Below are 25,561 nucleotides of genomic sequence, written 5' to 3'. Positions count from 1 at the left end.
TACTATTTTCTACAGAGTATTATTTCAACACAGTATTGAAATACAGTCCTGATTTTACGAATCTAAATCATCAATAGCACGGAAGTGTCGTGCATGGCGTTGTTCATCTAAACTGGCAATAATGCGCTGATAATTGCTAAAGCGGTCTTGAGTGATTTTTCCATCTGCTAACGCTTGCTGTAAAGCACAACCTGGGTCATCGCCATGTTTGCAATCACGGAACTTACAGGTTCCTAAAAAGTCTCTAAATTCGATAAAGCACCAACCGACTCTGATAGCATCTAAATGCCATAATGCAAATTCGCGTATACCCGGTGAGTCAATTAAATCACCGCCGCTAATAAAATGCAGTAATTTGGCCGTAGTGGTCGTATGCTGGCCTAAACCTGAATTGTCAGACACATCGCCAATTAATAGCTCCGCTTCTGGCATTAGTGCATTGATCAATGACGATTTACCCACGCCAGATTGACCTGCAAAAACACTGACTTTGTTATTGAGTAAGTCTTTTATATCATCTACGCCTTCACCTGTGTGGCTACTGATCCGATAAACCGGATAACCAATATCTTGGTAGCGTTTCAGCGCGCGCTCGATGTCATCCCGATTGCTATCATCTAATAAATCAATTTTATTTAAAATAATGATAGGTCGAATATCGGTATCTTCAGAAGCGACTAAATATCGATCAATAATTTGGGTGGTAAAGCTGGGTAACACCGATGAAACTATTAATATTTGATCAATATTGGCGGCAATAATTTTTACGCCATCATATAAATCAGGTCGCGTTAAAGAAGATTTTCGCGGGTGAACGGCAATAACAATACCACCGATACTGGAGCCCGATTGGACTTCAGTTGCGAGTCTTACCACCACTTTATCACCAGTAACTAAACTGGTTACTGCCCGGCGAATATTACACCGCGATACAGTACCGTCAACTGTTTCGATATCAGCATGCTGACCAAAACGGGAAATAACGACACCAGCTTGCTCTGGACCTAAGAGATTGTCCTGCAACTCGGCATGTTGAGTGTTATCGTCACTGCGCTTTAATCGCTTAGTCTGATTAGCGCGCATTCGGCGTAATTGGCCCTGACTTAGGGGTTTCTTTTTACTCACAGGCTTATCTTCATTAAATAGGTGTTTTTTTGTGTGTCAAAAAAACAGTATGATACACACTCTTTTATAAAAATGCCTGAATTTAGGCGACAGATAATATAAGGCGGCATAAATGGCTGTTGATGCGAATAATCTAATTTGGGTAGATTTAGAAATGACAGGCTTAGAACCTGCTGTCGATCGAGTCATTGAAATTGCAACGTTAGTGACCGACCAAGACCTTAATATCATTGCTCAAGGCCCTGTACTAGCCATTTATCAAACTGATGATGTTCTAGCTGGGATGGACGATTGGAACCAAAAACATCACGGAGAGTCAGGATTAGTTGACCGTGTGCGTGCCAGTAAATGCTCAGAACAAGATGCTATAACACAAACGATTGATTTTTTAGCTCAGTACGTGCCTAAAGGCGCATCGCCAATGTGTGGTAATAGTATTGGTCAAGATCGTCGCTTCTTGAATAAGTATATGTTGGAGCTTGAAGAGTATTTTCATTATCGCAACATTGATGTCAGCACCATTAAGGAATTAGTTCGTCGTTGGAGCCCTGAAACAATGAATGGTTTCAGTAAGAAAAATACTCATCAAGCACTAGAAGATATTAAAGAGTCTATTGCTGAAATGCAGTTTTATCGCAAAGAAGTATTTAAAATTTAACCAATCGAACAATTTTTTAAAAAAAGGGGTTGCAGCATAGTAAAATTTACCTATAATGCGGCCTCAACTTTCTACAGAGCGCCAAACTCTGAGTCATAGAAAGTTGTATTGAAATTTGAAAGTATGCGACATTAACTCAGTTGACGTAGGTTGAAAGACGATACCTTGTTGATTGTTACAATGAAGCAACCAGTACGCGACATTAGCTCAGTTGGTAGAGCGATACCTTGCCAAGGTATAGGTCATCAGTTCGAACCTGATATGTCGCTCCAAATTTCAGATGATGTTAGAGAATTGCTAGAGCAATACCTTGCCAAGCTAACAGAGATAACAGCGTCATCGGTTCGAACCTCTCTTTGTTTAAAAGAAAGTTCGCTCCAAATTTTAGATAATTTGATATGCGACATTAGCTCAGTTGGTAGAGCGATACCTTGCCAAGGTATAGGTCATCAGTTCGAACCTGATATGTCGCTCCAAATTTCAGATGATGTTAGAGAGTTGCTAGAGCAATACCTTGCCAAGCTAACAGAGATAACAGCGTCATCGGTTCGAACCTCTCTTTGTTTAAAAGAAAGTTCGCTCCAAATTTTAGATAATTTTGATATGCGACATTAGCTCAGTTGGTAGAGCGATACCTTGCCAAGGTATAGGTCATCAGTTCGAACCTGATATGTCGCTCCAAATTTCAGATGCTTTTTGATTTGCGACATTAGCTCAGCTCAGTTGAGTTAATTGTAAGAGTTGATACCAATCTTTTTTGCAAAGGTATAGGTCATCAGTTCGAACTTCTCTTTATTTAGAAAAGATAGCTCCAAATTTCAGATGCTTTTTGATTTGCGACATTAGCTCAGTTGACTTAATTGTAAGAGTTGATACCAATCTTTTTTGCCAAGGTATAGGTCATCAGTTCGAACCTGATATGTCGCTCCAAATCACCTTTCTTACTTCAAATCTCTCTTATTGTTTCAACATCCCAAACTTTAAAATCTCCAGCTTCAAAGTTATCAAATTTTGCGATTTGCAACATTAGCTCAGTTGCGCTCTTAGAAAATGCGATACCTTTTTGCTTGCCAAGCTAGACGTCATAAAGCGGTCATCAGTTCGAACCTCTCTTTGTTAAAAGAAAAGTCGCTTCAAATCACCTTTCTTGTTAGGGCCTGTTGATCTTTCAAGGTTATTTTTGCAGCGAATTGTTGGCCATTTGTACAAGGCAGAGACTTTGAGGTGTAGTTATTCTACATAAAAAGTCGATAACACAGTAAAAATGGCCAACAAACGCTGCCCGAAGGGTTCGGCTAAAAACGTTTTACTCTTTGTTGAATGCATTTTGCTTAGATGACTAGGCATCAATCCATTCGCCTCGATTAAAACGTTTTTAACTCGAACAAAATTCAACCAGCAAAGATCAACAGGCCCTAGCAATCGCTATTATTTTTTCAAAATCCCAAAATCCCAAAATCCCAAAATCCCAAAATCCCAAAATCCCAAAATTTAAAATTTAAAATTTAAAATTTATAGCTTCAAAGTTATTAAATGCTGCGATTTGCGATCCGTTGCGTTAATTGTAAGAGCCGATATCTCAGTCAAGCTAAAAGAGATAACAGCGTCATTAGTTCGAACCTCTTTTTGTGAAAATAAAGGTCGCGCTAAATCAATCTTCAATTCAAAAACGCCTGCTTAAATGCTTTATTTACTCTCTATTCCCATGAGTTAATCCAATTTCTGCGTCACATCAGTTTTCAAAATTTCTTCAGTTGTTATTTATTGCCTGCTGATGGGAAGAAAAATACTGTGCAATCAACAAAACAAGTGATCTATCACTCACTTCTTCATGAATCTCTAAATTAGTAGTAATTTGAGGATTAAAAACATGACCTAGTTCAAGTAATTTGAGCTCGCGATCTTCGATAATCAACTTAAGATAAATTTTACTAAGATGTTAATGTTCTAAACGAGGTGAGTGTTATGCGGATCCAACAGCTAAGTGAACTACTTGATTATGTCGCTAATTGCCATCTCGATATGGAGAAATTGTATAAGCGCTTAGATCGTAATGCTGACTCTTCTCGAGTGAAAATGATGTTGACCTATTTTCAACAACACCAAAGACATATTTACGAAACGTTAGAAAGCTATCTTGAAGATGCACCATCAAGAATCTTAAATACTTGGTACAAAGACATTACTTTTGAAGATTTTAGTAAGCGTTGCAATGAAACTTCACTCCCTGCCAATATGAAAGAAGACGAAGTACTTGAGCTGCATTTAGACTTAGAAAATCGCTTAATCGCTTTACTTGAAAAAACAGCTAATAGTAGCCCAACTGATGAAATTAAAAGTGCCTTAATGGATTTAGTCCGAGTGGCACAAACTCAACAGAAACGTTTAGTTCACAGTACAATTCGTATGGATGACATTTAAACAACCCTTGAAACTTTGACATAACTTCCTGAAGTGTGAATTTGCCAGCTATTCCCAGTAGCTGGCTTTTTTTATTAACAAAAAATAACCGTATAACATTGGGAGTTCCCCGGTAACTTCTGGTATATTTAGTATTCTTGTATCTCTTTTTTATGGAAGCTGACTATACACATGACATCGTTGCTTAAAATCCTTGAAAATGAACAAGCTACTGTCGCTCTTGGTCAACAAATTGCGCAGTGGATTGTGCCGCCATTAACGCTTTACCTTACGGGGGATTTAGGCGCAGGTAAAACGACGTTTAGTCGAGGCGTTATCCAAAGTTTGGGCCATCAAGGTGCGGTGAAAAGTCCGACCTATACCTTGGTTGAACCTTATGAGTTTAACGATATGGATGTATACCATTTTGATCTCTATCGATTAGCCGATCCAGAAGAGCTCGAGTATATGGGTATCCGTGATTATTTTACTGACAGAAGTGTATGTCTAGTTGAATGGCCAGATAACGGACATGGATTACTCCCTGAGGCTGATATCCATTTGCATTTGCGTTATAACGAATCTCAAAGACAAATTGAATTACAAGCCTTATCCCCTGCAGGGCAGGCAATTTTAGATAACATAAAATAAATAATAATGATTTTAAAAAATATGTTTTTGACCCGTGTAGTTTTCATGCTGTTGTTTTTGCTGCCTAACCTAGCTGTTGCGGCTAATCAACTTGATAGCGTGCGTATTTGGGCTGCCCCAGAATCGACGCGAGTGGTATTTGATTTAACTCAAGTACCCAAATATGACAGTTTTACCTTAACTGGCCCTCATCGCCTTGTCGTCGATATTCAAGATACCGGCGCTAAGGTTAATTTAGATAAAATAGCCAATAATAGTAAGTTTATTAAAAAAATACGGTTTAGCTCTCCGCCTAAAAAAGGCATATTGCGTCTCGTTATGGATTTAACTAAACCGGTAAAATCAAGTTTATTTACTCTGCCTCCAACAGCCCCTTATGGAAATCGTCTTGTGGTTGATTTAGAAGACACAGATGGTCGATCGTCAGCTGAACCAACGGTGCGTCGATCTGCTAATCAGTCATCTAGAGATATTGTGGTTGCCATTGATGCAGGCCATGGCGGGGAAGACCCTGGATCGATTGGGCCCTCTGGCATGCATGAGAAACGTGTAGTGCTTGAAATTGCTAAGCGTCTGGCGCGTAAAGTCGATTCAACTCCGGGTATGCGCGCGGTAATGACACGCAGTGGCGATTATTTTGTTAATTTGAATAAACGCTCTGAGCTGGCGCGAAATAGTAAAGCAGATTTACTGATATCTATCCATGCAGATGCCTTTACGTCACCACAACCTAACGGTGCTTCTGTTTGGGTGCTTTCAATGCGTCGAGCCAACAGTGAAATTGGTCGTTGGTTAGAGCAAAAAGAGAAACACTCAGAGTTGTTAGGCGGTGCTGGTGAGATCATTCAAAATACCGATAATGAACAATATTTAGCCATGACGTTACTCGACATGTCGATGAACAGTTCTATGGCGATAAGTCATTCTATCGCAGGCGATATTCTACGTGATTTAGATTCTATTACTCATTTGCACAAAAGAAAGCCTGAATCAGCCAGTTTTGCAGTACTGAAATCTCCTGATATTCCGTCTATTTTGGTTGAAACTGGCTTTATTTCTAATCCAGGCGAAGAACGGTTATTGTCCAATGGCAATCATCAGGAAAAACTGGCCAATGCTATCTATAAAGGTGTACTTCGTTATTTTCAGAGTAATCCGCCCGCAGATACTTTACTGGCTAAATCATCAAGTACTAAACACAGTGTTAAACGCGGCGAATCTTTATCCATTATCGCGCAGCGTTACAGTGTGTCGGTTAACAGTCTTAAACGGGTGAATAATCTTAAATCAGACGTTGTTCGTATCGGACAAACACTTGTGATCCCTGGGGCATAAGATGACCATTCAACTGTTACCGCCTCAACTAGCAAACCAAATCGCAGCAGGCGAGGTGGTTGAACGCCCGGCATCTGTGGTTAAAGAGCTGGTTGAAAACTGTCTTGACGCTGGCGCGACCAGAGTCGATATTGATATCGATAAAGGCGGCAGCAAGCTTATTCGTATCCGTGACAACGGTGCGGGTATACCTAAAGATGAGTTAGCATTGGCGTTATCGCGTCATGCTACCTCAAAAGTACATACACTAGACGATCTTGAAGCTATTTTAAGCTTTGGGTTTCGTGGTGAAGCCTTAGCCAGTATAAGTTCGGTATCGCGGTTAACATTAACCTCAAAAACCGCTGAGCAATCTGAAGCTTGGCAGGCTTATGCTGAAGGTTCGCAAATGGATGTCAAAGTTACACCTGCCGCACATCCTCAAGGCTCGACAATTGAAGTGGTGGATTTATTTTTTAATACTCCTGCCAGACGCCGCTTTTTAAAAAGTGACAAAACTGAATTTACCCATATTGATGAGTGGTTAAAACGGATTGCGATTGTTCGAAGTGACACTCATTTCACTCTGACACATAACGGTAAATTAGTGCGTCAGTATCGGCCAGCTAACACCGAGATTCAAACTCAACAACGGTTGGCGCAAATTTGCGGTAGAGCTTTTGCTGAGCAAGCGTTGAGTATTGCCTGTGAACATGAAGGTTTGTCATTAAGCGGTTACTTACAGTCACCACAAGATACTGTCATCATAGACACTAATTTCTTTTATGTTAATGGGCGCTTAATTCGAGATAGATTAGTTAACCATGCCGTAAAACAAGCCTTTGCTGAATATGGTATTGAACATCAGCCGGGATATGTGCTGATGTTATCACTTGATCCACATCAAGTTGATGTCAATGTGCATCCCGCTAAGCACGAAGTGCGCTTTCATCAATCACGTTATGTACATGACTTTATTTTACAGGCGGTGCAGTCAGCGCTAGAACAAATACCATTGTTGCCTTTAGTTGACGAATTAGACCATCATGAACATGTTGCGCTAATGCACAACAAGCCAACATTGATGCATGAAGATAATATTGTCGATGCGACTGAAGATGATTTCACACTTAACCGTGACGCTAGTAAAGCCATTAACAGTGTTAGTCCATTTGGCTCAATGCATGTGCCGGGAAAGAATAATAGCTTATCTGGTGGCTATTCAGCTGCAATTAAGCCTAGTTATGATAAAAAGCCTGCTGTTGCATTATCTTCTGTGAATACTAAAACGGCCATTGTTAGTTATGGGCAGTTGTTGCACACTCCAATGAATGACGCGATATCATATGTTAATGAAGTTGCTACTCAACTTGTCATGCCGCCCTTATTAGCGGGAGAGCATTGGGTGATCTGTAAAGATGATAAGCTATCATTACTGCCAATAAAAAAGGTGTTATTAGCAGTAAGAAAGCATCAAATTGAAATCAAATTTGCTAATGGTCTAGTGTCGCAACCCTTATTAATGCCAGTTTCTATAGCAGCAGATATAGATTGGACAGAAACCTTAGTCGTTCGTGATCAATTACTGCGCCAAATGGGTATTGAATTAACAATTCGCTTCCAGCAGTTGATTATTAAAAAAGTGCCCCCATATTTGAGGGAAAGCCAACTTGCTATTGTGATCCCAGAATTATTGCAGTGGATACAATTAGAGCAACCAACAGATGGTGCTATTGTAGGCTGGCTGGCGCAACAAAGTTTATCGCAATTTGAGCCAGTCCAAGCTTTATGGCAGCAATTTTGTTCTCTTGACGATGAATCGAAGCAAACTTGTTACGACCAGGAACATATATTACCTTGGCAAAATTGGATGAAAGATAATTAACGTGAATAGTGTCGATAAGCCGAAAGTGATTTTTTTAATGGGGCCGACAGCCTCAGGCAAAACCGCATTAGCCATTGAAATGGCAACGAAGCATAATTGCGAAATTATCTCTGTAGATTCAGCGCTTATCTATCGCCAAATGGATATAGGTTCTGCTAAACCTACTGTGCAAGAGCTGGAAATGGCGCCGCACAAATTAATTGATATTCTGGATCCTAGCGAAAGTTATTCAGCGGCAGATTTTCGTCGTGACGCATTATTGGCTATCGAAGACATTATTAGCCGTGGTAAGACACCTTTACTCGTAGGTGGCACCATGATGTACTTTAAGGCATTGTTGGAAGGTTTATCGCCCTTACCCAGTGCAGATGAAGGTATTAGGCAGCAAATATTAGCGCAAGCTCAAACTGATGGTTGGGATGCATTACACCAGCAATTGTGTGAAATAGATCCGGTTGCTGGAGCAAGAATTCATCCTAACGATCCACAACGATTGTCGCGGGCATTAGAGGTTTATCGGATCAGTGGTAAAACAATGACTGAATTGACGCAAACTAAATCAGTCGCTTTGCCGTATGATGTAGTGCAATTTGCTATTGCACCTAACGATCGAAAAGTATTACATGAATTAATTGCTAAGCGATTTACTATCATGCTTGAGCAAGGCTTTATCGATGAGGTATCACGCTTAAAGGCGCGTGGGGACTTAGATTTAGACATGCCTTCAATGCGTTGTGTTGGTTACAGGCAATGTTGGCAATACCTAGATAAAGAATTTGATCATGCGACTATGGTCGAAAAAGCTACCGCAGCCACTAGGCAATTGGCCAAACGTCAATTAACATGGTTGAGGAGTTGGCCTGAATTACAGTGGCTCGAAAGTGGTGTAGAAGGGAATTTAGTTACGCTTATGCGACAAAGCCGCTAGCTTATTAGCTGTTGCTGTATAATACTAAAACTAAACAATAAAACTTAATTCAACATATTTTAAAATAAAAAAGGAAATTGAAATGGCTAAGGGGCAATCTTTACAAGACCCATTTTTGAACGCATTGCGTCGAGAGCGTGTACCAGTCTCTATCTATTTAGTGAATGGTATTAAATTACAAGGTCAAGTTGAGTCATTCGATCAATTTGTTATCTTGTTGAAAAATACTGTAAGCCAAATGGTTTACAAGCACGCTATTTCAACCGTTGTACCAGCACGCCCATTTAACGTTACAGCTCACCAGGGTACTGCCCATGGTGAAGAAAGCGATGCTGAATAATTTGAGAAGGAATACAATTTTTGTTTGATCGTTATGAAGCAGGTGAAACAGCGGTATTGGTTCATATAGAGTTTTCTGACGAAGAACGTCGGGAAGATCTTGTTGAGTTGCAGTTGTTAGTTGAATCTGCTGGTGCTCGCTCTGTTGGAGTGATTACTGGCAGCAGGCGCTCGCCGGATCGTAAGTTTTTTATTGGTACCGGCAAAGCAGAAGAACTTGCTGCTATGGTCGCTGCTACTGAGGCCAATGTAGTGATTTTTAATCATGCATTGAGTCCTGCTCAAGAGCGTAATCTTGAGTTGGTATGTCAGTGTCGAGTATTAGATCGAACTACGTTAATTCTTGATATTTTTGCTCAACGAGCGAGAACTCATGAAGGTAAGTTGCAAGTGGAGCTAGCGCAATTGCGCCACATGTCGACGCGCCTAATTCGTGGTTGGACTCATTTAGAGCGCCAAAAAGGCGGTATCGGGATGCGAGGGCCGGGTGAGACCCAGCTTGAAACAGACCGACGTTTATTACGAGGCAGGATTAAGAATATTAATCGTCGTCTTGATAAAGTAGATAAACAGCGTGAGCAAAGCCGTCGAGCTCGTAAGCGTAGCGACTTAGCGACAGTGTCTTTAGTGGGCTATACCAATGCGGGTAAATCGACACTATTTAATGCGTTAACGTCATCGGACGTTTATGCTGCCGATCAGTTGTTTGCAACATTAGATCCAACATTGCGTAAATTATCGTTACCTGATGGTGCGGTGATTTTAGCCGATACAGTAGGGTTTATTCGTCATTTACCTCATGATCTCGTCGCTGCATTTAAAGCCACATTACAAGAAACTCGACAAGCAGAAATTCTTTTACATGTCGTTGATTGTGCTGATGACAATATGACTGAAAATTTTGATCAAGTACAAAAAGTACTGAAAGAAATTGATGCAGATGAAATCACTCAACTGATTGTGTGTAATAAAATTGATTTACTTGAAGATTTCGCGCCCCGTATTGATTACGGAGAAGATGGTAAACCTGAAAGGGTTTGGGTCTCTGCGCAAAAACGCATTGGATTTGATTTGCTGCTTAAAGCGATAACCGAGTTAATCGGTCAAGTGATTTGCGAGCTTACATTGAAAATACCTGCATCAGCAGGACATTATCTTGGCCAGTTTTATCGACTGGATGCAATACAGCAGAAAGAGTATGACGATCTGGGGAACTGTATTTTGTCTGTTCGTTTATCGGATGCCGATTGGCGCCGATTAGCTAAACAGAGTCAGGGGGAATTAGAGACATTTATTTTTGAATCTTCAGAAGTAGACGTTTCTTGTTAATCTCATTTATTTCATCCAATTATGGAGTGCTAAATGGCTTGGAATGAGCCCGGTAACAAGGGGAAAAAAGACCCTTGGGGAAATAAAAGTGGTAACGATAAAGGGCCACCAGATCTTGACGAAGTATTTCGTAACCTATCAAAACGTTTCGGCGGCAAGGGCGGTAATAGCGCCTCAGGTTCAGGCCAGCCGTTTAATTCATCTTTATTGATTGTGATTGCCGTTATTGCCTTAATTATTTGGGCGTTATCTGGTTTATACACAGTTAAAGAAGCTGAGCGTGGTGTGTTACTCCGTTTTGGTCAGCATATTGGTGAAGTGAGTTCCGGTTTACATTGGAAAGCCACGTTTATTGATGAAGTGACAACTGTCGATGTGGAAACGTTCCGTTCGATTCCTGCGTCTGGCAGAATGCTGACATCTGATGAAAATATCGTCAATGTTGAACTTGTGGTTCAATATAGCGTGTCAGATGCATATTCATATTTATTCAGTGCGGTTGATGCCAACTCAAGCTTACGTGAAGCTACCGATAGTGCGTTACGTTATGTTATCGGCCATAATCGTATGGATGACATTTTGACCACAGGTCGTGATGCTATTCGTCGTGATACATGGACCGAGTTAGAACGTATTATTGAGCCGTATAAACTAGGCTTACAAATTCGTGACGTTAACTTTTTACCAGCGCGTCCTCCAGAAGAAGTGAAAGATGCATTTGATGATGCTATTTCTGCTCAGGAAGATGAACAGCGCTTTATTCGCGAAGCTGAAGCTTATGCTCGTGAAATAGAACCCAAAGCGCGTGGTACTGTTGAACGCATGGCACAACAATCTAATGCTTATAAAGAGCGTGAAGTGCTTGAAGCTAGAGGTAAAGTCGCTCGATTTGAAAAGTTATTACCAGAGTATAAAGCTGCTCCTGGTGTAACCAGAAATCGTTTATACATAGATGCAATGCAATCTGTGTTGGCTGATACTAATAAAGTGCTTATCGACACTAAGAGTAGTGGTAATCTGATGTATTTACCTTTGGATAAGCTGATGGACTCTTCTAAGAGTCTGCGCAATCAAGTAGAACCTGAGGTCGAGCGTCACATCAACTCTGTGTCTAGTAGCGGTGTGAACACGCCTATTACTAGTATGCCGTCTGATGGTCGTCTCAGCCGCGAAGATCGTGTTCGCGAAGGGAGGAACTAACAATGGGTAGATTAGCTCTGATTATTCTCGTGATCATTTTAGGGGTGAGTTTTTCCTCTTTAATGGTGGTAAGCGAAGGTGAACGTGCGATTGTTGCGCGTTTTGGTAAGGTACTTAAAGAAGATGGCGAAACAACCGTCTTTGCACCTGGCCTTCACTTTAAATTACCTTTAGTCGATAAAGTTCGTTATTTGGATTCTCGGATCCAGACATTGGACGGTGCAGCGGATCGTTTTGTGACTTCTGAAAAGAAAGACTTAATGGTCGACTCTTATGTTAAGTGGCGTATTCGTGATTTTGAAAAGTACTATCTTTCTACCAATGGCGGTATTAAAGCCAATGCGGAAAGCTTATTACAAGCCAAAATTAGTAACGATTTACGTACTGAATTTGGTCGTCGTACGATTAAAGAAATTGTTTCAGGTAAGCGTGATGAATTGCAAACCGACGCATTGGAAAATGCTTCTGAAAGTGCTGAGAATCTTGGTATCGAAGTAGTCGATGTGCGCGTTAAGCAAATTAACTTACCTGCTAACGTCAGTATTAGTATTTACCAACGTATGCGTGCCGAACGTCAAGCTGTGGCGAAAGAGCACCGTGCACAAGGTAAAGAGCAAGCTGAAATTATCCGTGCAACTATTGATGCTAATGTGACAGTAAAGATTGCTGAAGCTGAACGTAAAGCGCTTACCATTCGTGGTGAGGGTGATGCATTAGCGGCAAAGATTTATGCTGATACTTACAGTAAAGATGCTGAATTTTATAGCTTTTTACGTAGTTTAGAAGCTTACAAAGAAAGCTTTGCTGGCAAAAATGATATTATGGTTTTAGAACCTGAAGGCGATTTCTTCAAATATATGAAATCATCAAGCGGTAAATAATACTCATCATTGTTTAGCTTAAAAAAGCTCGGTTTTTACCGAGCTTTTTTATGTCTATAATTTGAATTCAGTTTTTCCAAAAAACTTTCGAAAATGATAATTATAAGTCTTTGGGCGGCTTTTTATCATCTAATGTCGATAAATAATAGATTTAACAGAGTGTTAACTCAATTTATTTAGCTAATCAAGTCACGTCTAATTGTTAATGTGTGGTTGATTTGTAAGCTTTTTTGAAAAAAATGTTAATATCCTCAACATAGATGTGTGTTTTCTCTATGATCTGGTTCTAATTTTTCGCTATAATGAGCACCGCCTCAAAGTATGATTTTAGCGTTTACCATTTTGGGTCGCTAAAGTATTGAAATATAAAAATTCCAACACCCTCTGGGAGATAAGTGGATGAGCAATGCGCCAGTCGATACCGGACGTCGCAGATTCCTGACAGCTGCAACCGCCGTAGTAGGTGGTGCTGGTGCCGTCGCTGTAGCGGTTCCTTTCATCAAGTCATGGAATCCGAGCGCCAAAGCGAAAGCTGCAGGTGCGCCGGTCGAAGTAAATATTAGTAAAGTAGAACCAGGTCAGTTAATTCGTGTCGAATGGCGCGGAAAACCGGTTTGGGTCGTTCGTCGTACAGAGACTGTGCTAAATAATCTTAAAACATTAGACAGTCAATTACGCGACCCTGCTTCAGAAGAAATGCAGCAACCAGAATATGCAACTAACCCTGCTCGTTCTATTAAGCCTGAATTCTTTATTGCAGTCGGTATCTGTACTCACTTAGGTTGTTCACCAACTTATTTGCCTGATTCATTCGGTGAGCAGGTTGAAGGTGTTACATCTGGTTTCTTCTGTCCTTGTCATGGTTCTAAATTTGACATGGCTGGTCGTGTATTCCAGGGTGTTCCTGCGCCATTAAACCTAGTGATCCCACCGCACAAATATATCGATGATGCTAATGTTATCATTGGTGTAGATACAGGAGCGGCGTAATGGTTAAGAATATTATTGATTGGATTGATGCACGCATCCCAATGACGGCAACTTACAACCGTCATGTGGGCCAGTATGCAACTCCAAAGAACTTTAACTTTTGGTATTTCTTTGGTTCATTAGCGCTTTTAGTGTTAGTTAACCAGTTACTGACTGGTATTTGGTTAACCATGAACTACGTACCTACAGCAGAAGGCGCATTTGCTTCTGTTGAATACATCATGCGTGATGTTGAGTACGGCTGGTTACTTCGCTACATGCACTCTACTGGTGCGTCGGCGTTTTTCTTTGTCATTTATATGCACATGTTCCGTGGGTTAATTTACGGTTCATATCAAAAACCAAGGGAGCTATTATGGCTGTTTGGTATGTTGATTTTCCTTGTGCTAATGGCTGAAGCCTTCATGGGTTACTTACTGCCTTGGGGACAAATGTCTTACTGGGGTGCGCAGGTAATTATCTCTTTGTTTGGTGCCATTCCTATTATTGGTGATGACCTTACATTGTGGATCCGGGGTGACTATGTTATTTCTGGCGCAACGCTAAACCGTTTCTTTGCACTGCATGTTATTGCGTTACCACTTGTACTGGTTGTTTTAGTGTTCTTACACTTAATCGCCTTGCATGAAGTGGGCTCGAATAACCCTGATGGTGTTGAGATTAAAAAGAACAAAGATGAGAACGGATGGCCTATTGATGGTATTCCATTCCACCCTTATTACACTGTAAAAGATATTATGGGTGTAGCGGGCTTCTTAATCGTGTTCTGTTATGTGTTGTTCTTCATGCCTGAAGGCGGCGGATACTTCCTTGAAAAGCCAAATTTTGAAGCGGCTAACCCAATGAAAACGCCAGAACACATAGCGCCTGTTTGGTACTTCACACCTTTTTATGCCATTTTACGTGCTATCCCTGATAAGTTAGTGGGCGTTATTGGTATGGGTCTGTCAATTGCAGTGTTATTCCTACTGCCTTGGCTTGACCGTTGTAAAGTGAAGTCTATTCGCTATCGCAGTATGATCCACAAGATTAATATTGCACAATTTACTGTGTCGTTCATTATCCTTGGTTATTTAGGTGTGGTTCCTGCAACTCCTGAGTTAACTATTGCGGCACGTGTATTCACTTTCACTTACTTTGCTTTCTTCGTAGCCTTATGGGTTTACAGTAAGAATGAGAAAACAAAAGAAGTTCCAACGAGGGTGACACACTAATGAAAAAGTTATTAATTGCATTAGTTACATTGCTGCCATCTCTCGCAATGGCAGCAAGTGGACATAGTGTTCACTTAGAAAGTGCTAACGTTGACTTGCATGATAAAGCGTCATTAGAGCGTGGTTTGGATTCATTCCAACATTACTGCTCTGGTTGTCATAGCACTCAATACCAACGCTACGAGCGTGTTGCAACTGATTTAGGCATCTCTAACGATGATATGCGTAACAAGTACATGTTCACCGGTGCAAAAATCGGTGATTTAATGGAAAACGCAATTCCTACTCCAGATGCCGCTAAATGGTTTGGTGCTGCGCCTCCTGATTTAACCTTGGTTGCTCGTGTTCGTGGTGCTGATTGGGTATTCTCATACCTAAAAGGTTTCTACGCAGATGAGACTCGTCCATTTGGTGTGAACAACACAGTGTTTCCAGCAGTGGGTATGCCACATGTTTTACAAGACTTACAAGGTCTTGCTGTAAAACAAGACGATGGTACTTATGTCACTACTGGTGGCAAAATGAGTGCAGAAGAATACGACCAAGTCGTTCGTGATATCACGGGTTTCTTAGTTTATTCAGCTGAACCAGTTCAGTTAGAGCGTGAAGCTTTAGGTTGGTGGGTACTTGGATTCTTGTTTATTTTCTTCATCATTGCTTATTTGTTGAAGAAAGAATACTGGAAAGATGTGCACTAGCCATCAATAACGGTTAATATACATTATCCGCATATTGTAAACGGGGGGCTTAGCCCCTCGTTTGTTTTGTTTTTTTAAGATTTTGGAGGGTATCAATGGCTGTTGCTGCCAACAAGCGCTCTATCATGACACTTTTTTCTGGTGCCGATGATTTATATAGTCACCAAGTACGTATCGTATTGGCTGAAAAAGGGGTTACCGTTGATGTTTTACAGGTGGACCCAAGTGAGATGCCTGAAGATTTACTTGAAGTAAATCCATACAACTCTGTACCGACTTTAGTTGATCGTGAACTAGTGTTGTACGAGTCACGCATTATTATGGAATATTTGGATGAACGTTTTCCACATCCTCCATTAATGCCTGTTTACCCGGTATCTCGCGGCCAAAGCCGTTTAATGATGCACAGAATCGACACCGATTGGTATGCGCTTGTTGAGCGTATCCGTAAAGGCGAAAAGGCTGATGCAGCGCGTAAAGAGTTAATGGAAAGCTTAATTGCTTTAGCGCCAGTATTTGCTGAAATGCCATACTTCATGAGCGAAGAGTTTGGTTTATCTGATTGCTATTTAGGCCCATTATTATGGCGTCTACCTGTATTAGGCATCCACTTAGACCCACGTACATCGAAAGATATCAGTGCTTACATGACACGTATTTTTGAACGTGAGTCATTTAAAGCATCGTTAACTGAGGCTGAGCGCGAAATGCGCATGGGCATGTAATGAAACCAATAACAGCTAATCGTCCGTATTTGTTACGTGCTTACTATGAATGGTTGATGGATAATCATTTGACGCCGCACGTGGTTGTGGACGCATTTGTTAACGGTACGCAAGTTCCGCAGCAATTTGTTAAAGACGGTCAAATCGTTTTAAATATTGCTACTGGAGCTGTGGCTAATCTTCACATGTCTAATGATGCCGTTGAGTTTAATGCTCGTTTTGGTGGTGTACCACAGAATGTGTATTTACCTATGGCATCTATCGTGGCTATTTATGCTCGTGAAAACGGTGCTGGCACGGTGTTTGATATAGAAGATGCATATATGATCGAAGGCGAACATGATGAGTTATCATCCGTACCGCCATCAATGAAATCTGTTGATGATACTTCGACATTGCCATCATCGTCTAAATCGACAAAGCCTGATGATAAAACTAAACGTAAAAACCATTTAACTGTGGTGAAGTAACAATTAGTTGCCATTACATAAAACCAGTCGTAAGGCTGGTTTTTTTTAAGCTAAAATTACAGTGCCAGCAATTTCTATCGCCTAAGTGGAACCCATAATGTTGTTGATGATTGATAATTATGACTCTTTTACGTTTAACTTAGTTCAGTATTTCCAAACGCTTGGGCAAGAAATACTGGTTAAACGTAATGATGAAATCACCATTGAACAAATTGAAGCTTTAGCGCCTACTCATTTAATCATTTCTCCAGGCCCATGTACTCCAAATGAAGCGGGGATTTCACTTGCGGCTATTACGCATTTTGCCGGTAAATTGCCTATTTTGGGTGTTTGTTTAGGGCATCAGGCCATAGCACAAGCGTTCGGTGTTGATGTGGTGCGCGCAAAACGGGTTATGCACGGAAAAACCAGTTTAATTGAGCATAATCAGCAGGGATTATTCCGTCAATTAGCATTACCTCTGCAGGTGACTCGTTATCATTCATTGTTGATTAATGATGTTCCTGAGGGATTTACGCTGGATGCGTGGTTTGATGATCCCGTTCATGGTCGTGAAATTATGGCAATGAGCCATCTTGATTTAGGTCTATACAGTGTTCAGTTTCATCCAGAGTCTATTTTGACCTTACAAGGCCATGAACTATTAGATAATTTTTTACATCTATAAAGTGTTAGAAACAATCCTTATTCGAGTTCATTATCACTTATTCTGTTACAACTTCTGCACTTAATCTGGCTAAATTCTCACGTCTATTTGTGCTATAAATAGCGTCTAAAACAATAAAAGGGATAACCATGACAAGCTTTATGCGAAACTTTGCGGTGAGCGCACTTTCTTTGGCGATGCTCAGTGGCTGTGCTGCTACTGCAAAAAATGACGATACAATGGTTGTCGCCAAATCTACTGGTAGCACATTAATAGTGCCATTAGCACAACCTCCAAAAGCTAAGCAGCAGCTAACGCTGAATCAAATTATGGCAAATCCAGATTGGATGGGAATATTTGCCCAAGGAGCTTATTGGAGCGATGACAGTCAATCAGTATATTTTAGTCGCCAAGCGCATCAATCTCCAGTTCGTGATTTTTATCAACAAGTTATTGGACAGTCTGATGCCAATAAGTTGCCATTGGATCAGTTACACCTTGCCGATCAACGTAATGGCATATTGAACCAAGCTAAGACTCAAAAAGCCTATATTTATCAAGGTAACGTATTTGTAAAAAATTTATTAAACGGTGAAATAAAACAAATTACCCGTCAAAATGATGCGATTAATGGCGTACGTTATTTAAATGGTGACGACCTTGCATTCTGGCAAGGCAATAATATTTTTCGTTTGCATCAGTCTAGTGGGCTAGTGGAGCAAATTGTCGCGATCAAAATGGAAAATGAGCCTAAAGGTATACAAGAGCCAAGTAGTTTTATCGCTAAACAACAACATAGGTTAATTCAATATGTTGCGATGGAGCATGATAACAGCCTGACGCGTGATGAATACCGTGACTCATTGGCTAAAGTCGATCCTACTTTTTCTGCTAAACCTTGGTATTTAGGTGATGCGGAAGTGGTATCAGAAATGAGCTTGTCGCCGGATGGACGTTACGTGATATTGGCGTTAACAGATAAAAATTATGATTGGCGTGCAGAACACGACATTATGCCTAATTATTTGGGCCAAGAGGGCTATGTCGATCCTGTACCAGCACGTTCTCGTGTTGCAGAAGATGCTTTTCCTGGTCAACGTTTAGTGTTACTTGACCTTGCTGAACACAGTAAAAAAGACATTACCATTGAAGGCTTAACAGGTTTTGATGAGGATGTACTGGCGAGCGTTAAAGCTGAGAATGCTCAAGCTCAAGGTAAAACCTATAAAAGCGAAAAAACCCCACGTTTAGTGCAGTTAATGCAAGACTGGGAATGGAACCAGAGTGCGATTCAATGGCATGAGTCTGACGATAAATTATTAGTGATGCTCGAAGCTGTTGATAATAAAGATCGCTGGATCGCCAGTGTTGATCTGCAAAAAGGCAAGTTCTCAACTGAACATCGTTTGCATGACGATGCTTGGGTGAATTATAACTTTAATCAATTCGGCTGGATAACCGGTACAGATACCATGTACTACTTATCTGAAGAATCAGGTTTTTCGCAGTTATATACTAAAACCACAGCAGGTAAGGTATCGGCATTAACCAACGGTAAATTTGTAGTTGATAATGTCACCTTATCTCCAGATGCCAAATACCTTTATTATCGTGCTAATAAAGACCACCCAGGTAGCTATAATGTTTACCGCGTAGACATCGCCAGCGGTAAATCAGAGCAATTGACCCAGTGGTTAGGTACATTAGATTACAGTTTAAGCCCTGATGGACAATCACTATTATTAACCGCTTCATCTGCGATTCATCCTGATGAGCTATATATTCAACCTATTGGCGGCGACATAAGCCAATTAACCGATTATACCAGCACAGCATTTAAACAATATCCATGGCAAGTACCACAAGTTGTCGCGCTAAATTCAACTCATGGCGCTGAGCCAATTTATGCACGGGTTTATTTGCCACAAGGTTATGATCCTAAACAAGCTGACAAATATCCCGCAGTGATGTTTAACCATGGTGCGGGTTACTTACAAAATGCCCATTATGGATTTTCGGGTTACTTCCGTGAATTTATGTTCAATAACTTACTCACTCAACAAGGTTATGTAGTGATGGACATGGATTATCGTGGCTCGAAAGGTTATGGACGTGATTGGCGTACGTCTGTTTATCGTAATATGGGCCATCCAGAAGTTGAAGATTTGAAAGATGGTGTAGCTTGGATGGCAAGTAATGTGAATGTAGACCCCCAGCGAGTAGGTACTTATGGTGGTTCATACGGCGGATTCCTTACTTTTATGGCGCTGTTTAATGAACCTGAGCTATTCCAAGCAGGGGCCGCATTACGCCCTGTAGCTGATTGGGCTCATTATAATGCGCCATATACCTCTAATATTTTAAATACGCCTGACGTTGACCCTATCGCTTATGAGCGTAGTTCTCCGATAGAGCATGCTCAAGGTTTACAAAAACCATTACTGATCATGAGTGGTGTGTTAGATGACAACGTATTTTTTCAAGACAGTGTGCGTATGGTGCAACGTCTTATTGAATTAGAAAAGCCGATGTTTGAAACCGCTATCTATCCTGTCGAGCCTCATGGATTTAAGCAACCTTCTAGTTGGTTAGATCAGTATCGTCGTATTTATAAATTATTTGAACAAGAGCTGAAATAGTCAGCGCTAGGTTCAAAAAAACAAATAAATACCTATTAAGGCTTCCTTTGAGAGGCCTTAATTTTTATGATTAAGCGATTAAAACAGTAAAAGGCAATGTGAGTGGCAATATCAATAGCAGGCGGTGTTCGGCCCGGAAAAGTTATCGAGATTGAGCGTCGACTCTATAAACAGCTTATTGTCGGTAAGCATAAAGCGCATGCTATGCCCGATGAGATGAGCGCTGAATTAGAAGAAAGCGCCAATAAGCTTGATATAGAGCGTCAAGCATTAAAGCTACGCATTGATAAACAAGTAAAAGAAAAAAATGTCTACCTTGAGGTATCTGCATTATTAACTCGTACCGTTAACAATGCAATAGAACATCAATTAGCTCATCCACAAATGATATTAGAAGTATCGGCAATTAGCGAAAGCCAAATTTTACTGCTTGATTTGTTGTTAGATCCCGATCTTAACCTTAATCGATTGCGGCCTATTATTGAAAGTATTAGCTGGTTATCGCGTGATTTAGTTAACCTCATTAATAGTCCTGCGTCAGGTCATCGACGCCCTAAAAACGCAGATGTACAAGTGACCGACATAAAGCTGGTACTTAATTATATAGGTATTGAAAATTTACGTTTGTTGATCCCTTATTTTTGCTTACGTAATTGGTTGCCTTCAGGTAATGCTAACTTATTATGGATAACTCGAAAACTGTGGCGATATAGTATGGTCAGTGCCATAGCGGCACAAACCTTAGCTGAACTACATAATAAAGAGTCAAGTTTGGTTTATAGTTGTGCCTTAATGTATCAATTTGCAACCTCTATTATACTCAGCCAAAGTGGACGAATATTTGATAATACTTGGGGTACTTGGTTACGAGAGGCGAGTTATAGCCGTGAAAAGCAAGTATACGATGCTATTATGGCCACAGACTTTCCTGTTGAATCGGTTTTAGAGCAAGTGATGCAACATGGCCATCGATTAAATTGGCAACTATTAAGCTTACTTAAATTTGACGAATCATCCATTACTCAGGTTTTAAAAGAGCTCGATCACGATTACCATTTTACTGAATTGTCTGTTGATGCTGCTATTGTGGCTAAAGCCAGTTGTTATGCCAAAGTACTTTTATTAGAAGAACAACAGCAAATCGATCCACAAGAAAAGAGAATTATGTTTGATTATTATCAATTTTCAGCTCAAGAATTGATTCGGCTAAAAGGGCAAAATTTTCGTAAGCTTGATTTACTGTAAGCAGGCTTTTTTGATTGAAGTCGTAAATGTTAAATCTGTGTAATTATTCACTTTTGATGAATAGCTACACAAATTCAACTGAAATAACTTTTTTTATGACTATTTATGCTTTAAATCCCCGCCATAACCGCATTTTTCAGTCATATTTTTAACTCTTTATGCATAATACTAATCAAGGCCACACAAGTTAATTGTACTGAACTGGTATTTTGATCACATTTTAGCTAATAATGTCGCATAAGTAATACAAACTTCCGCTAATGCACTTACAAAATATAAAGCAAACAGCGGAAACAGCGGCTTTAAAGCCGTTTACAACCTAAAGGATAAAATGCAATGAGTGTAGAAATGAACTTAACCCGAGCCCAATTCGATGAAGTTATGGTGCCTAATTATGCGCCTGCCGCCGTTATTCCTGTTCGTGGATTGGGTAGCCGAGTCTGGGATCAAGAAGGTAAAGAATTCATCGATTTCGCTGGTGGTATTGCAGTAAATTGTTTAGGTCATTGTCACCCAGCTTTAGTGTCTGCATTAAAAGAGCAAAGCGAAAAGTTATGGCATTTATCTAACGTTATGACTAACGAGCCAGCACTGGAACTAGCCACTAAATTAGTTAATGCAACATTTGCAGAACGTATATACTTTGCAAACTCAGGTGCTGAAGCGAACGAGGCGGCTCTGAAATTAGCGCGCCGTTATGCGCTGGATAACCATGGTGCAGATAAAGATCAAATTATCGCATTTGACAAAGCTTTTCACGGCCGTACATTCTTTACGGTAACTGTTGGCGGTCAAGCAGCTTATTCTGACGGTTTCGGCCCTAAGCCACAAAGTATTACTCACGTCCCTTTTAATGATATCGCAGCTCTTGAAGCGGTTATTTCAGATAAAACTTGCGCCATTATGCTTGAACCTCTTCAAGGTGAAGGCGGTATTATCAATGGTGACCCTGAGTTCTTAAAAGCCGTTCGTCGTTTAGCTGATAAGCACGATGCATTGGTTATTTTTGACGAAGTACAAACTGGCGTAGGCCGTACTGGTGAGCTTTTTGCTTACATGGGTACCGATATTGTGCCTGATATTTTAACTAGCGCTAAAGCGTTAGGCGGTGGTTTCCCTATTGCAGCAATGCTTACAACTGCCAAAATTGCCGCTCACTTAAAAATTGGTACTCATGGTTCTACTTATGGCGGTAACCCACTGGCTTGTGCGGTAGGTAATGCGGTAATGGACGTAGTTAATACCAAAGAAGTTTTAGACGGTGTTAAACATCGTGAACAGTTATTCCGTGATGGTTTAGCGGCAATTAACGCCAAATACAACGTGTTCAGTGAAGTCCGAGGTAAAGGATTATTACTTGGTGCAGTATTAAATGAACAATATGAAGGTCGTAGTCGTGAATTTTTAGTGGCTTCTGTTGCTGAAGGTCTAATGAGTTTGATGGCCGGTGCAAACGTAGTGCGTTTTGCTCCTTCATTAGTTATCCCAGAAGCTGATATCGCAGAAGGCTTATTGCGTTTTGAACGTGCAGTAGCAAAAGTGGTTGCGGGTTAATTAACAAAAAAGTGCAAGTCTAGCTTGCACTTTTTTGTTTGGGTACGCCAAAAAAGTGAACAGCGCCGAAAACTATTTCAGCGCGGTTCACTTGTGGCGCAATGAGGAGATTAAGATGTTAATCATACGTCCTATCCGTGCAAGCGATTACGATGCACTTTATGGTATCGCAGTTGAGTCAGGCCACGGTTTTACATCTTTACCAGTTAACGAAGAGTTACTGCGTTCAAAGATTGCTAGGGCAGAGGCATCTTTTATCAAGCATGTTGATAAACCTTTCGACGAAGGTTATTTAATGGTGCTTGAAGACATGAAGACTAATGAGGTTGTTGGCACTTGTGGTATTGAAGCTGCTGTCGGCATGGAAGATGCTTTTTATCATTACCGTTTAGGTACTGAGGTTTACCACTCTCAACAAATCTCGGTTCGTAATGAAGTTGAAACCCTGACGTTATGCCACGATTACACCGGCGCAGCAGAATTGTGCACCTTATTTTTAAAGGACGATTATCGCAAAGGTAATAATGGTCGCATGTTGTCTCGCTCACGTTTTTTATTGTTGGCACAACATCAGCATCGTTTTGGCGAAACCGTTATAGCAGAAATGCGTGGTGTGAGTGATGATCATGGCGACTCACCCTTTTACGAATGGTTGCAGCATCACTTTTTAGGTATCGACTTTGTTGAGGCCGATTATTTATCAGGCTTAGGCAAAAAAGCGTTTATGGCCGAAATGATGCCACGTAATCCTGTTTATGTATGTATGCTGCCTAAAAAAGCCCAAAAAGTGATTGGTGAAGTGCATAAAAACACTAAGCCAGCACTGCGGTTACTGCAAGCGGAAGGATTTAAATTCCGTAATTATGTCGATATTTTTGATGGTGGCCCAACGGTTGAATGTTCAATCGGTGATATTCGCTCAGTAAAAAAGAGTCGTTTACTCACAGTGAGCATTGGCAAAATGCCACATGCCGATCACCATTTTATTATTTCCAACACTTCGCTAGCTGATTATCGCGCATCGGCGGCAAAACTGTTGGTCTTTGATGAACACGACAATGTTGTGCTCAGTCCTGAAATCGCTGCCGGTCTTATGGTTAGCGACGGTGAGCAAATTCGTGTTTTAGCAATGTAGGAGCAAGAAATGACACAATATATTCAAGGTCAGTGGTTAGCTGGTGAAGGTCATGAAATTAATTCAAAAAACCCTGCCAATGGTGATATTATTTGGCAAGGTAATACAGCAACTTCGACTCAAGTGAATGCCGCTGTAGATGCCGCTCGTGCAGCGCAGTTTGATTGGTTTATGCTGGGTTATGAAGCCCGCTTGACCATTGTTGAAGCTTATCGCACACAACTAGAAGCTAATAAAGTCGAGATAGCTGAAACCATCGCTCAAGAAACAGGTAAGCCACAATGGGAAACCGCTACAGAAGTCGGTGCCATGATTGGCAAGATCGCATTGTCAGCCAAAGCGCACGACAAACGTACCGGTACCGAAACTAATGATTTACCAGCTGGACGTGCAGTATTACGTCACAAGCCTCATGGTGTTGTAGCGGTATTTGGTCCGTACAACTTTCCTGGGCATTTGCCAAACGGTCATATAGTGCCAGCATTACTCGCGGGTAATACAGTGGTATTTAAACCATCAGAATTAACGCCTAAGGTAGCTGAGTTAATGCTGAAGTGTTGGGACAAAGCTGGTTTACCACAAGGGGTTATTAACCTAGTGCAAGGCGAGGTTGAAACCGGTAAAGCATTAGCATCACATCCGCAAATTGACGGTCTATTCTTTACCGGTAGTTCACGTACTGGGCATATTTTACATGAACAATATGCTGGCCTTCCGGGTAAAATCCTAGCCTTAGAAATGGGTGGTAATAATCCACTTATCGTTAAAGGCGTTACCGATACCAAAGCTGCGGTCCATGACATTATTCAGTCTGCTTATATTTCGTCAGGGCAGCGTTGTACTTGTGCCCGTCGTTTATATATTGAAGAGGGCGCACAAGGCGATGCGTTAATTACAGAACTAGTAAAGGCTATTAAGCAAATTAAAGTGGGCGCTTGGAACGTTCAACCCCAACCTTTTATGGGCTCGATGATTTCTGAAACCGCAGCGCGTGGAATGGTTGCCGCACAGGCTACACTTCAGTCATTAGGTGGTGTTTCATTAGTTGAGTTAGTACAAGTTGAAGCGGGTACTGGTTTAGTCACTCCAGGCTTAATTGATGTCACTAAAGTCGCAGAGTTACCTGATGAAGAATATTTTGGTCCATTATTACAGTTGGTTCGCTACAGCGATTTTGACCAAGCGATTCATTTAGCTAATGCGACTCGTTATGGTTTATCTGCTGGTTTGCTTGCTGACAGCCGTGAAGATTACGATTACTTCCTTGCTCGTATTCGTGCTGGTATTGTTAATTGGAATAAGCAAATCACTGGCGCATCAGGTGCAGCACCGTTTGGTGGTGTTGGCGCTTCAGGTAACCATCGTGCAAGTGCATTTTATGCCGCGGATTACTGTGCTTACCCAGTCGCTTCAATGGAAGCCGATGCCGTAAGCTTACCTGCTACTTTAAGCCCTGGTTTATCAATTTAACTGATAAATTCATCGCATGATCCGTGCTGGTGAGTTTGTTCACCAGCCTTATTTTAGAAGGATTT

General features: G+C 40.9%; 22 protein-coding genes and 4 tRNA genes. 25 read left to right on the top strand and 1 reads right to left on the bottom strand.

Annotated features, from left to right (window positions below; genetic code table 11):
- Window positions 1-54: 54 nt before the first annotated feature.
- The gene (gene rsgA, locus EGC82_RS18925; RefSeq protein WP_124732125.1) at window positions 55-1,125 is read right to left on the bottom strand and encodes a small ribosomal subunit biogenesis GTPase RsgA; all 1,071 of its coding nucleotides are present in this window, start codon (window positions 1,123-1,125) and stop codon (window positions 55-57) included.
- Between the two features lie 112 nt (window positions 1,126-1,237).
- Here rsgA and orn point away from each other — a divergent pair, with 112 nt between their 5' ends.
- From orn to astD, 25 genes are all read left to right on the top strand, one after another.
- The gene (gene orn, locus EGC82_RS18920) at window positions 1,238-1,783 is read left to right on the top strand and encodes an oligoribonuclease (RefSeq protein ID WP_124732124.1); all 546 of its coding nucleotides are present in this window, start codon (window positions 1,238-1,240) and stop codon (window positions 1,781-1,783) included.
- A gap of 196 nt (window positions 1,784-1,979) precedes the next feature.
- Window positions 1,980-2,055: transfer RNA gene (locus EGC82_RS18915), tRNA-Gly, on the top strand.
- Between the two features lie 128 nt (window positions 2,056-2,183).
- Window positions 2,184-2,259 (top strand) — tRNA-Gly (locus EGC82_RS18910).
- A gap of 129 nt (window positions 2,260-2,388) precedes the next feature.
- A tRNA-Gly gene (locus tag EGC82_RS18905) sits at window positions 2,389-2,464 on the top strand.
- Window positions 2,465-2,619: 155 nt separating this feature from the next.
- Window positions 2,620-2,713: transfer RNA gene (locus EGC82_RS21290), tRNA-OTHER, on the top strand.
- Between the two features lie 1,035 nt (window positions 2,714-3,748).
- Window positions 3,749-4,204, top strand: coding sequence for a ferritin family protein (locus tag EGC82_RS18895; RefSeq protein WP_011638755.1), 456 nt, complete (start codon window positions 3,749-3,751; stop codon window positions 4,202-4,204).
- A gap of 171 nt (window positions 4,205-4,375) precedes the next feature.
- Window positions 4,376-4,834, top strand: a complete 459-nt coding sequence (gene tsaE, locus EGC82_RS18890; RefSeq protein WP_124732123.1) for a tRNA (adenosine(37)-N6)-threonylcarbamoyltransferase complex ATPase subunit type 1 TsaE — start codon at window positions 4,376-4,378, stop codon at window positions 4,832-4,834.
- A gap of 45 nt (window positions 4,835-4,879) precedes the next feature.
- Window positions 4,880-6,169: an N-acetylmuramoyl-L-alanine amidase gene (locus EGC82_RS18885; RefSeq protein ID WP_244212493.1), complete on the top strand. Its 1,290-nt coding sequence runs from the start codon at window positions 4,880-4,882 to the stop codon at window positions 6,167-6,169.
- A gap of 1 nt (window position 6,170) precedes the next feature.
- Window positions 6,171-8,033, top strand: coding sequence for a DNA mismatch repair endonuclease MutL (gene mutL / locus EGC82_RS18880; protein WP_124732121.1), 1,863 nt, complete (start codon window positions 6,171-6,173; stop codon window positions 8,031-8,033).
- A 37-nt stretch (window positions 8,034-8,070) separates the two neighbouring features.
- Window positions 8,071-8,961: a tRNA (adenosine(37)-N6)-dimethylallyltransferase MiaA gene (miaA, locus tag EGC82_RS18875; protein WP_425272669.1), complete on the top strand. Its 891-nt coding sequence runs from the start codon at window positions 8,071-8,073 to the stop codon at window positions 8,959-8,961.
- 82 nt (window positions 8,962-9,043) lie between these two features.
- Window positions 9,044-9,301, top strand: a complete 258-nt coding sequence (gene hfq / locus EGC82_RS18870) for an RNA chaperone Hfq (RefSeq protein WP_124018311.1) — start codon at window positions 9,044-9,046, stop codon at window positions 9,299-9,301.
- Window positions 9,302-9,321: 20 nt separating this feature from the next.
- Complete coding sequence (gene hflX, locus EGC82_RS18865) at window positions 9,322-10,629, top strand: ribosome rescue GTPase HflX (RefSeq protein ID WP_124732119.1); 1,308 nt, start codon at window positions 9,322-9,324, stop codon at window positions 10,627-10,629.
- Between the two features lie 33 nt (window positions 10,630-10,662).
- Window positions 10,663-11,829, top strand: a complete 1,167-nt coding sequence (hflK, locus tag EGC82_RS18860; RefSeq protein ID WP_124732118.1) for an FtsH protease activity modulator HflK — start codon at window positions 10,663-10,665, stop codon at window positions 11,827-11,829.
- Window positions 11,830-11,831: 2 nt separating this feature from the next.
- Window positions 11,832-12,710, top strand: coding sequence for a protease modulator HflC (hflC, locus tag EGC82_RS18855; protein WP_124732117.1), 879 nt, complete (start codon window positions 11,832-11,834; stop codon window positions 12,708-12,710).
- Window positions 12,711-13,109: 399 nt separating this feature from the next.
- Window positions 13,110-13,700: a ubiquinol-cytochrome c reductase iron-sulfur subunit gene (petA, locus tag EGC82_RS18850; RefSeq protein ID WP_124732116.1), complete on the top strand. Its 591-nt coding sequence runs from the start codon at window positions 13,110-13,112 to the stop codon at window positions 13,698-13,700.
- Window positions 13,700-14,914 (top strand): cytochrome b, encoded by a 1,215-nt coding sequence (locus EGC82_RS18845; RefSeq protein WP_124732115.1) that lies wholly within the window; start codon window positions 13,700-13,702, stop codon window positions 14,912-14,914. Before petA ends, EGC82_RS18845 begins: the two co-directional genes overlap by 1 nt.
- The gene (locus EGC82_RS18840) at window positions 14,914-15,612 is read left to right on the top strand and encodes a cytochrome c1 (protein WP_124732114.1); all 699 of its coding nucleotides are present in this window, start codon (window positions 14,914-14,916) and stop codon (window positions 15,610-15,612) included. Before EGC82_RS18845 ends, EGC82_RS18840 begins: the two co-directional genes overlap by 1 nt.
- Window positions 15,613-15,707: 95 nt before the next feature.
- Window positions 15,708-16,337, top strand: a complete 630-nt coding sequence (gene sspA / locus EGC82_RS18835; RefSeq protein ID WP_011638743.1) for a stringent starvation protein SspA — start codon at window positions 15,708-15,710, stop codon at window positions 16,335-16,337.
- On the top strand, window positions 16,337-16,807 hold the full coding sequence (locus tag EGC82_RS18830; protein WP_124732113.1) for a ClpXP protease specificity-enhancing factor: 471 nt from the start codon (window positions 16,337-16,339) through the stop codon (window positions 16,805-16,807). Before sspA ends, EGC82_RS18830 begins: the two co-directional genes overlap by 1 nt.
- Before the next feature lie 97 nt (window positions 16,808-16,904).
- Window positions 16,905-17,474 carry an aminodeoxychorismate/anthranilate synthase component II gene (locus tag EGC82_RS18825; protein ID WP_124732112.1) on the top strand — a complete coding sequence of 190 codons (570 nt, stop codon included), beginning with the start codon at window positions 16,905-16,907 and terminating at the stop codon, window positions 17,472-17,474.
- 128 nt (window positions 17,475-17,602) lie between these two features.
- Window positions 17,603-20,092 (top strand): S9 family peptidase, encoded by a 2,490-nt coding sequence (locus tag EGC82_RS18820; RefSeq protein WP_124732111.1) that lies wholly within the window; start codon window positions 17,603-17,605, stop codon window positions 20,090-20,092.
- A gap of 102 nt (window positions 20,093-20,194) precedes the next feature.
- Window positions 20,195-21,337, top strand: a complete 1,143-nt coding sequence (locus EGC82_RS18815) for an HDOD domain-containing protein (protein WP_124732110.1) — start codon at window positions 20,195-20,197, stop codon at window positions 21,335-21,337.
- A 336-nt stretch (window positions 21,338-21,673) separates the two neighbouring features.
- Window positions 21,674-22,891 carry an aspartate aminotransferase family protein gene (locus tag EGC82_RS18810; protein ID WP_124732109.1) on the top strand — a complete coding sequence of 406 codons (1,218 nt, stop codon included), beginning with the start codon at window positions 21,674-21,676 and terminating at the stop codon, window positions 22,889-22,891.
- A 115-nt stretch (window positions 22,892-23,006) separates the two neighbouring features.
- Complete coding sequence (astA, locus tag EGC82_RS18805; protein ID WP_124732108.1) at window positions 23,007-24,026, top strand: arginine N-succinyltransferase; 1,020 nt, start codon at window positions 23,007-23,009, stop codon at window positions 24,024-24,026.
- A gap of 9 nt (window positions 24,027-24,035) precedes the next feature.
- The gene (gene astD, locus EGC82_RS18800) at window positions 24,036-25,496 is read left to right on the top strand and encodes a succinylglutamate-semialdehyde dehydrogenase (protein WP_124732107.1); all 1,461 of its coding nucleotides are present in this window, start codon (window positions 24,036-24,038) and stop codon (window positions 25,494-25,496) included.
- Window positions 25,497-25,561 lie beyond the last annotated feature (65 nt).

The organism is Shewanella livingstonensis, assembly GCF_003855395.1.
Taxonomy (GTDB): domain Bacteria; phylum Pseudomonadota; class Gammaproteobacteria; order Enterobacterales; family Shewanellaceae; genus Shewanella; species Shewanella livingstonensis.
The sequence above is the reverse complement of the archived record's forward strand: the minus strand, read 5'-3'. Positions and strand labels throughout refer to the sequence as shown.

What these genes read in the sequence shown, in the direction of transcription:
- EGC82_RS18885 (WP_244212493.1), top strand. Translation starts at nt 4,880, where the DNA reads ATGCTGTTGTTTTTGCTGCCTAACCTAGCTGTTGCGGCTAATCAACTT.
- EGC82_RS18825 (WP_124732112.1), top strand. Translation starts at nt 16,905, where the DNA reads ATGTTGTTGATGATTGATAATTATGACTCTTTTACGTTTAACTTAGTT.
- EGC82_RS18810 (WP_124732109.1), top strand. Translation starts at nt 21,674, where the DNA reads ATGAGTGTAGAAATGAACTTAACCCGAGCCCAATTCGATGAAGTTATG.
- miaA (WP_425272669.1), top strand. Translation starts at nt 8,071, where the DNA reads ATGGGGCCGACAGCCTCAGGCAAAACCGCATTAGCCATTGAAATGGCA.
- EGC82_RS18895 (WP_011638755.1), top strand. Translation starts at nt 3,749, where the DNA reads ATGCGGATCCAACAGCTAAGTGAACTACTTGATTATGTCGCTAATTGC.
- mutL (WP_124732121.1), top strand. Translation starts at nt 6,171, where the DNA reads ATGACCATTCAACTGTTACCGCCTCAACTAGCAAACCAAATCGCAGCA.
- hflK (WP_124732118.1), top strand. Translation starts at nt 10,663, where the DNA reads ATGGCTTGGAATGAGCCCGGTAACAAGGGGAAAAAAGACCCTTGGGGA.
- astD (WP_124732107.1), top strand. Translation starts at nt 24,036, where the DNA reads ATGACACAATATATTCAAGGTCAGTGGTTAGCTGGTGAAGGTCATGAA.
- EGC82_RS18830 (WP_124732113.1), top strand. Translation starts at nt 16,337, where the DNA reads ATGAAACCAATAACAGCTAATCGTCCGTATTTGTTACGTGCTTACTAT.
- EGC82_RS18820 (WP_124732111.1), top strand. Translation starts at nt 17,603, where the DNA reads ATGACAAGCTTTATGCGAAACTTTGCGGTGAGCGCACTTTCTTTGGCG.
- EGC82_RS18845 (WP_124732115.1), top strand. Translation starts at nt 13,700, where the DNA reads ATGGTTAAGAATATTATTGATTGGATTGATGCACGCATCCCAATGACG.
- astA (WP_124732108.1), top strand. Translation starts at nt 23,007, where the DNA reads ATGTTAATCATACGTCCTATCCGTGCAAGCGATTACGATGCACTTTAT.
- EGC82_RS18840 (WP_124732114.1), top strand. Translation starts at nt 14,914, where the DNA reads ATGAAAAAGTTATTAATTGCATTAGTTACATTGCTGCCATCTCTCGCA.
- hflC (WP_124732117.1), top strand. Translation starts at nt 11,832, where the DNA reads ATGGGTAGATTAGCTCTGATTATTCTCGTGATCATTTTAGGGGTGAGT.
- hfq (WP_124018311.1), top strand. Translation starts at nt 9,044, where the DNA reads ATGGCTAAGGGGCAATCTTTACAAGACCCATTTTTGAACGCATTGCGT.
- orn (WP_124732124.1), top strand. Translation starts at nt 1,238, where the DNA reads ATGGCTGTTGATGCGAATAATCTAATTTGGGTAGATTTAGAAATGACA.
- tsaE (WP_124732123.1), top strand. Translation starts at nt 4,376, where the DNA reads ATGACATCGTTGCTTAAAATCCTTGAAAATGAACAAGCTACTGTCGCT.
- sspA (WP_011638743.1), top strand. Translation starts at nt 15,708, where the DNA reads ATGGCTGTTGCTGCCAACAAGCGCTCTATCATGACACTTTTTTCTGGT.
- petA (WP_124732116.1), top strand. Translation starts at nt 13,110, where the DNA reads ATGAGCAATGCGCCAGTCGATACCGGACGTCGCAGATTCCTGACAGCT.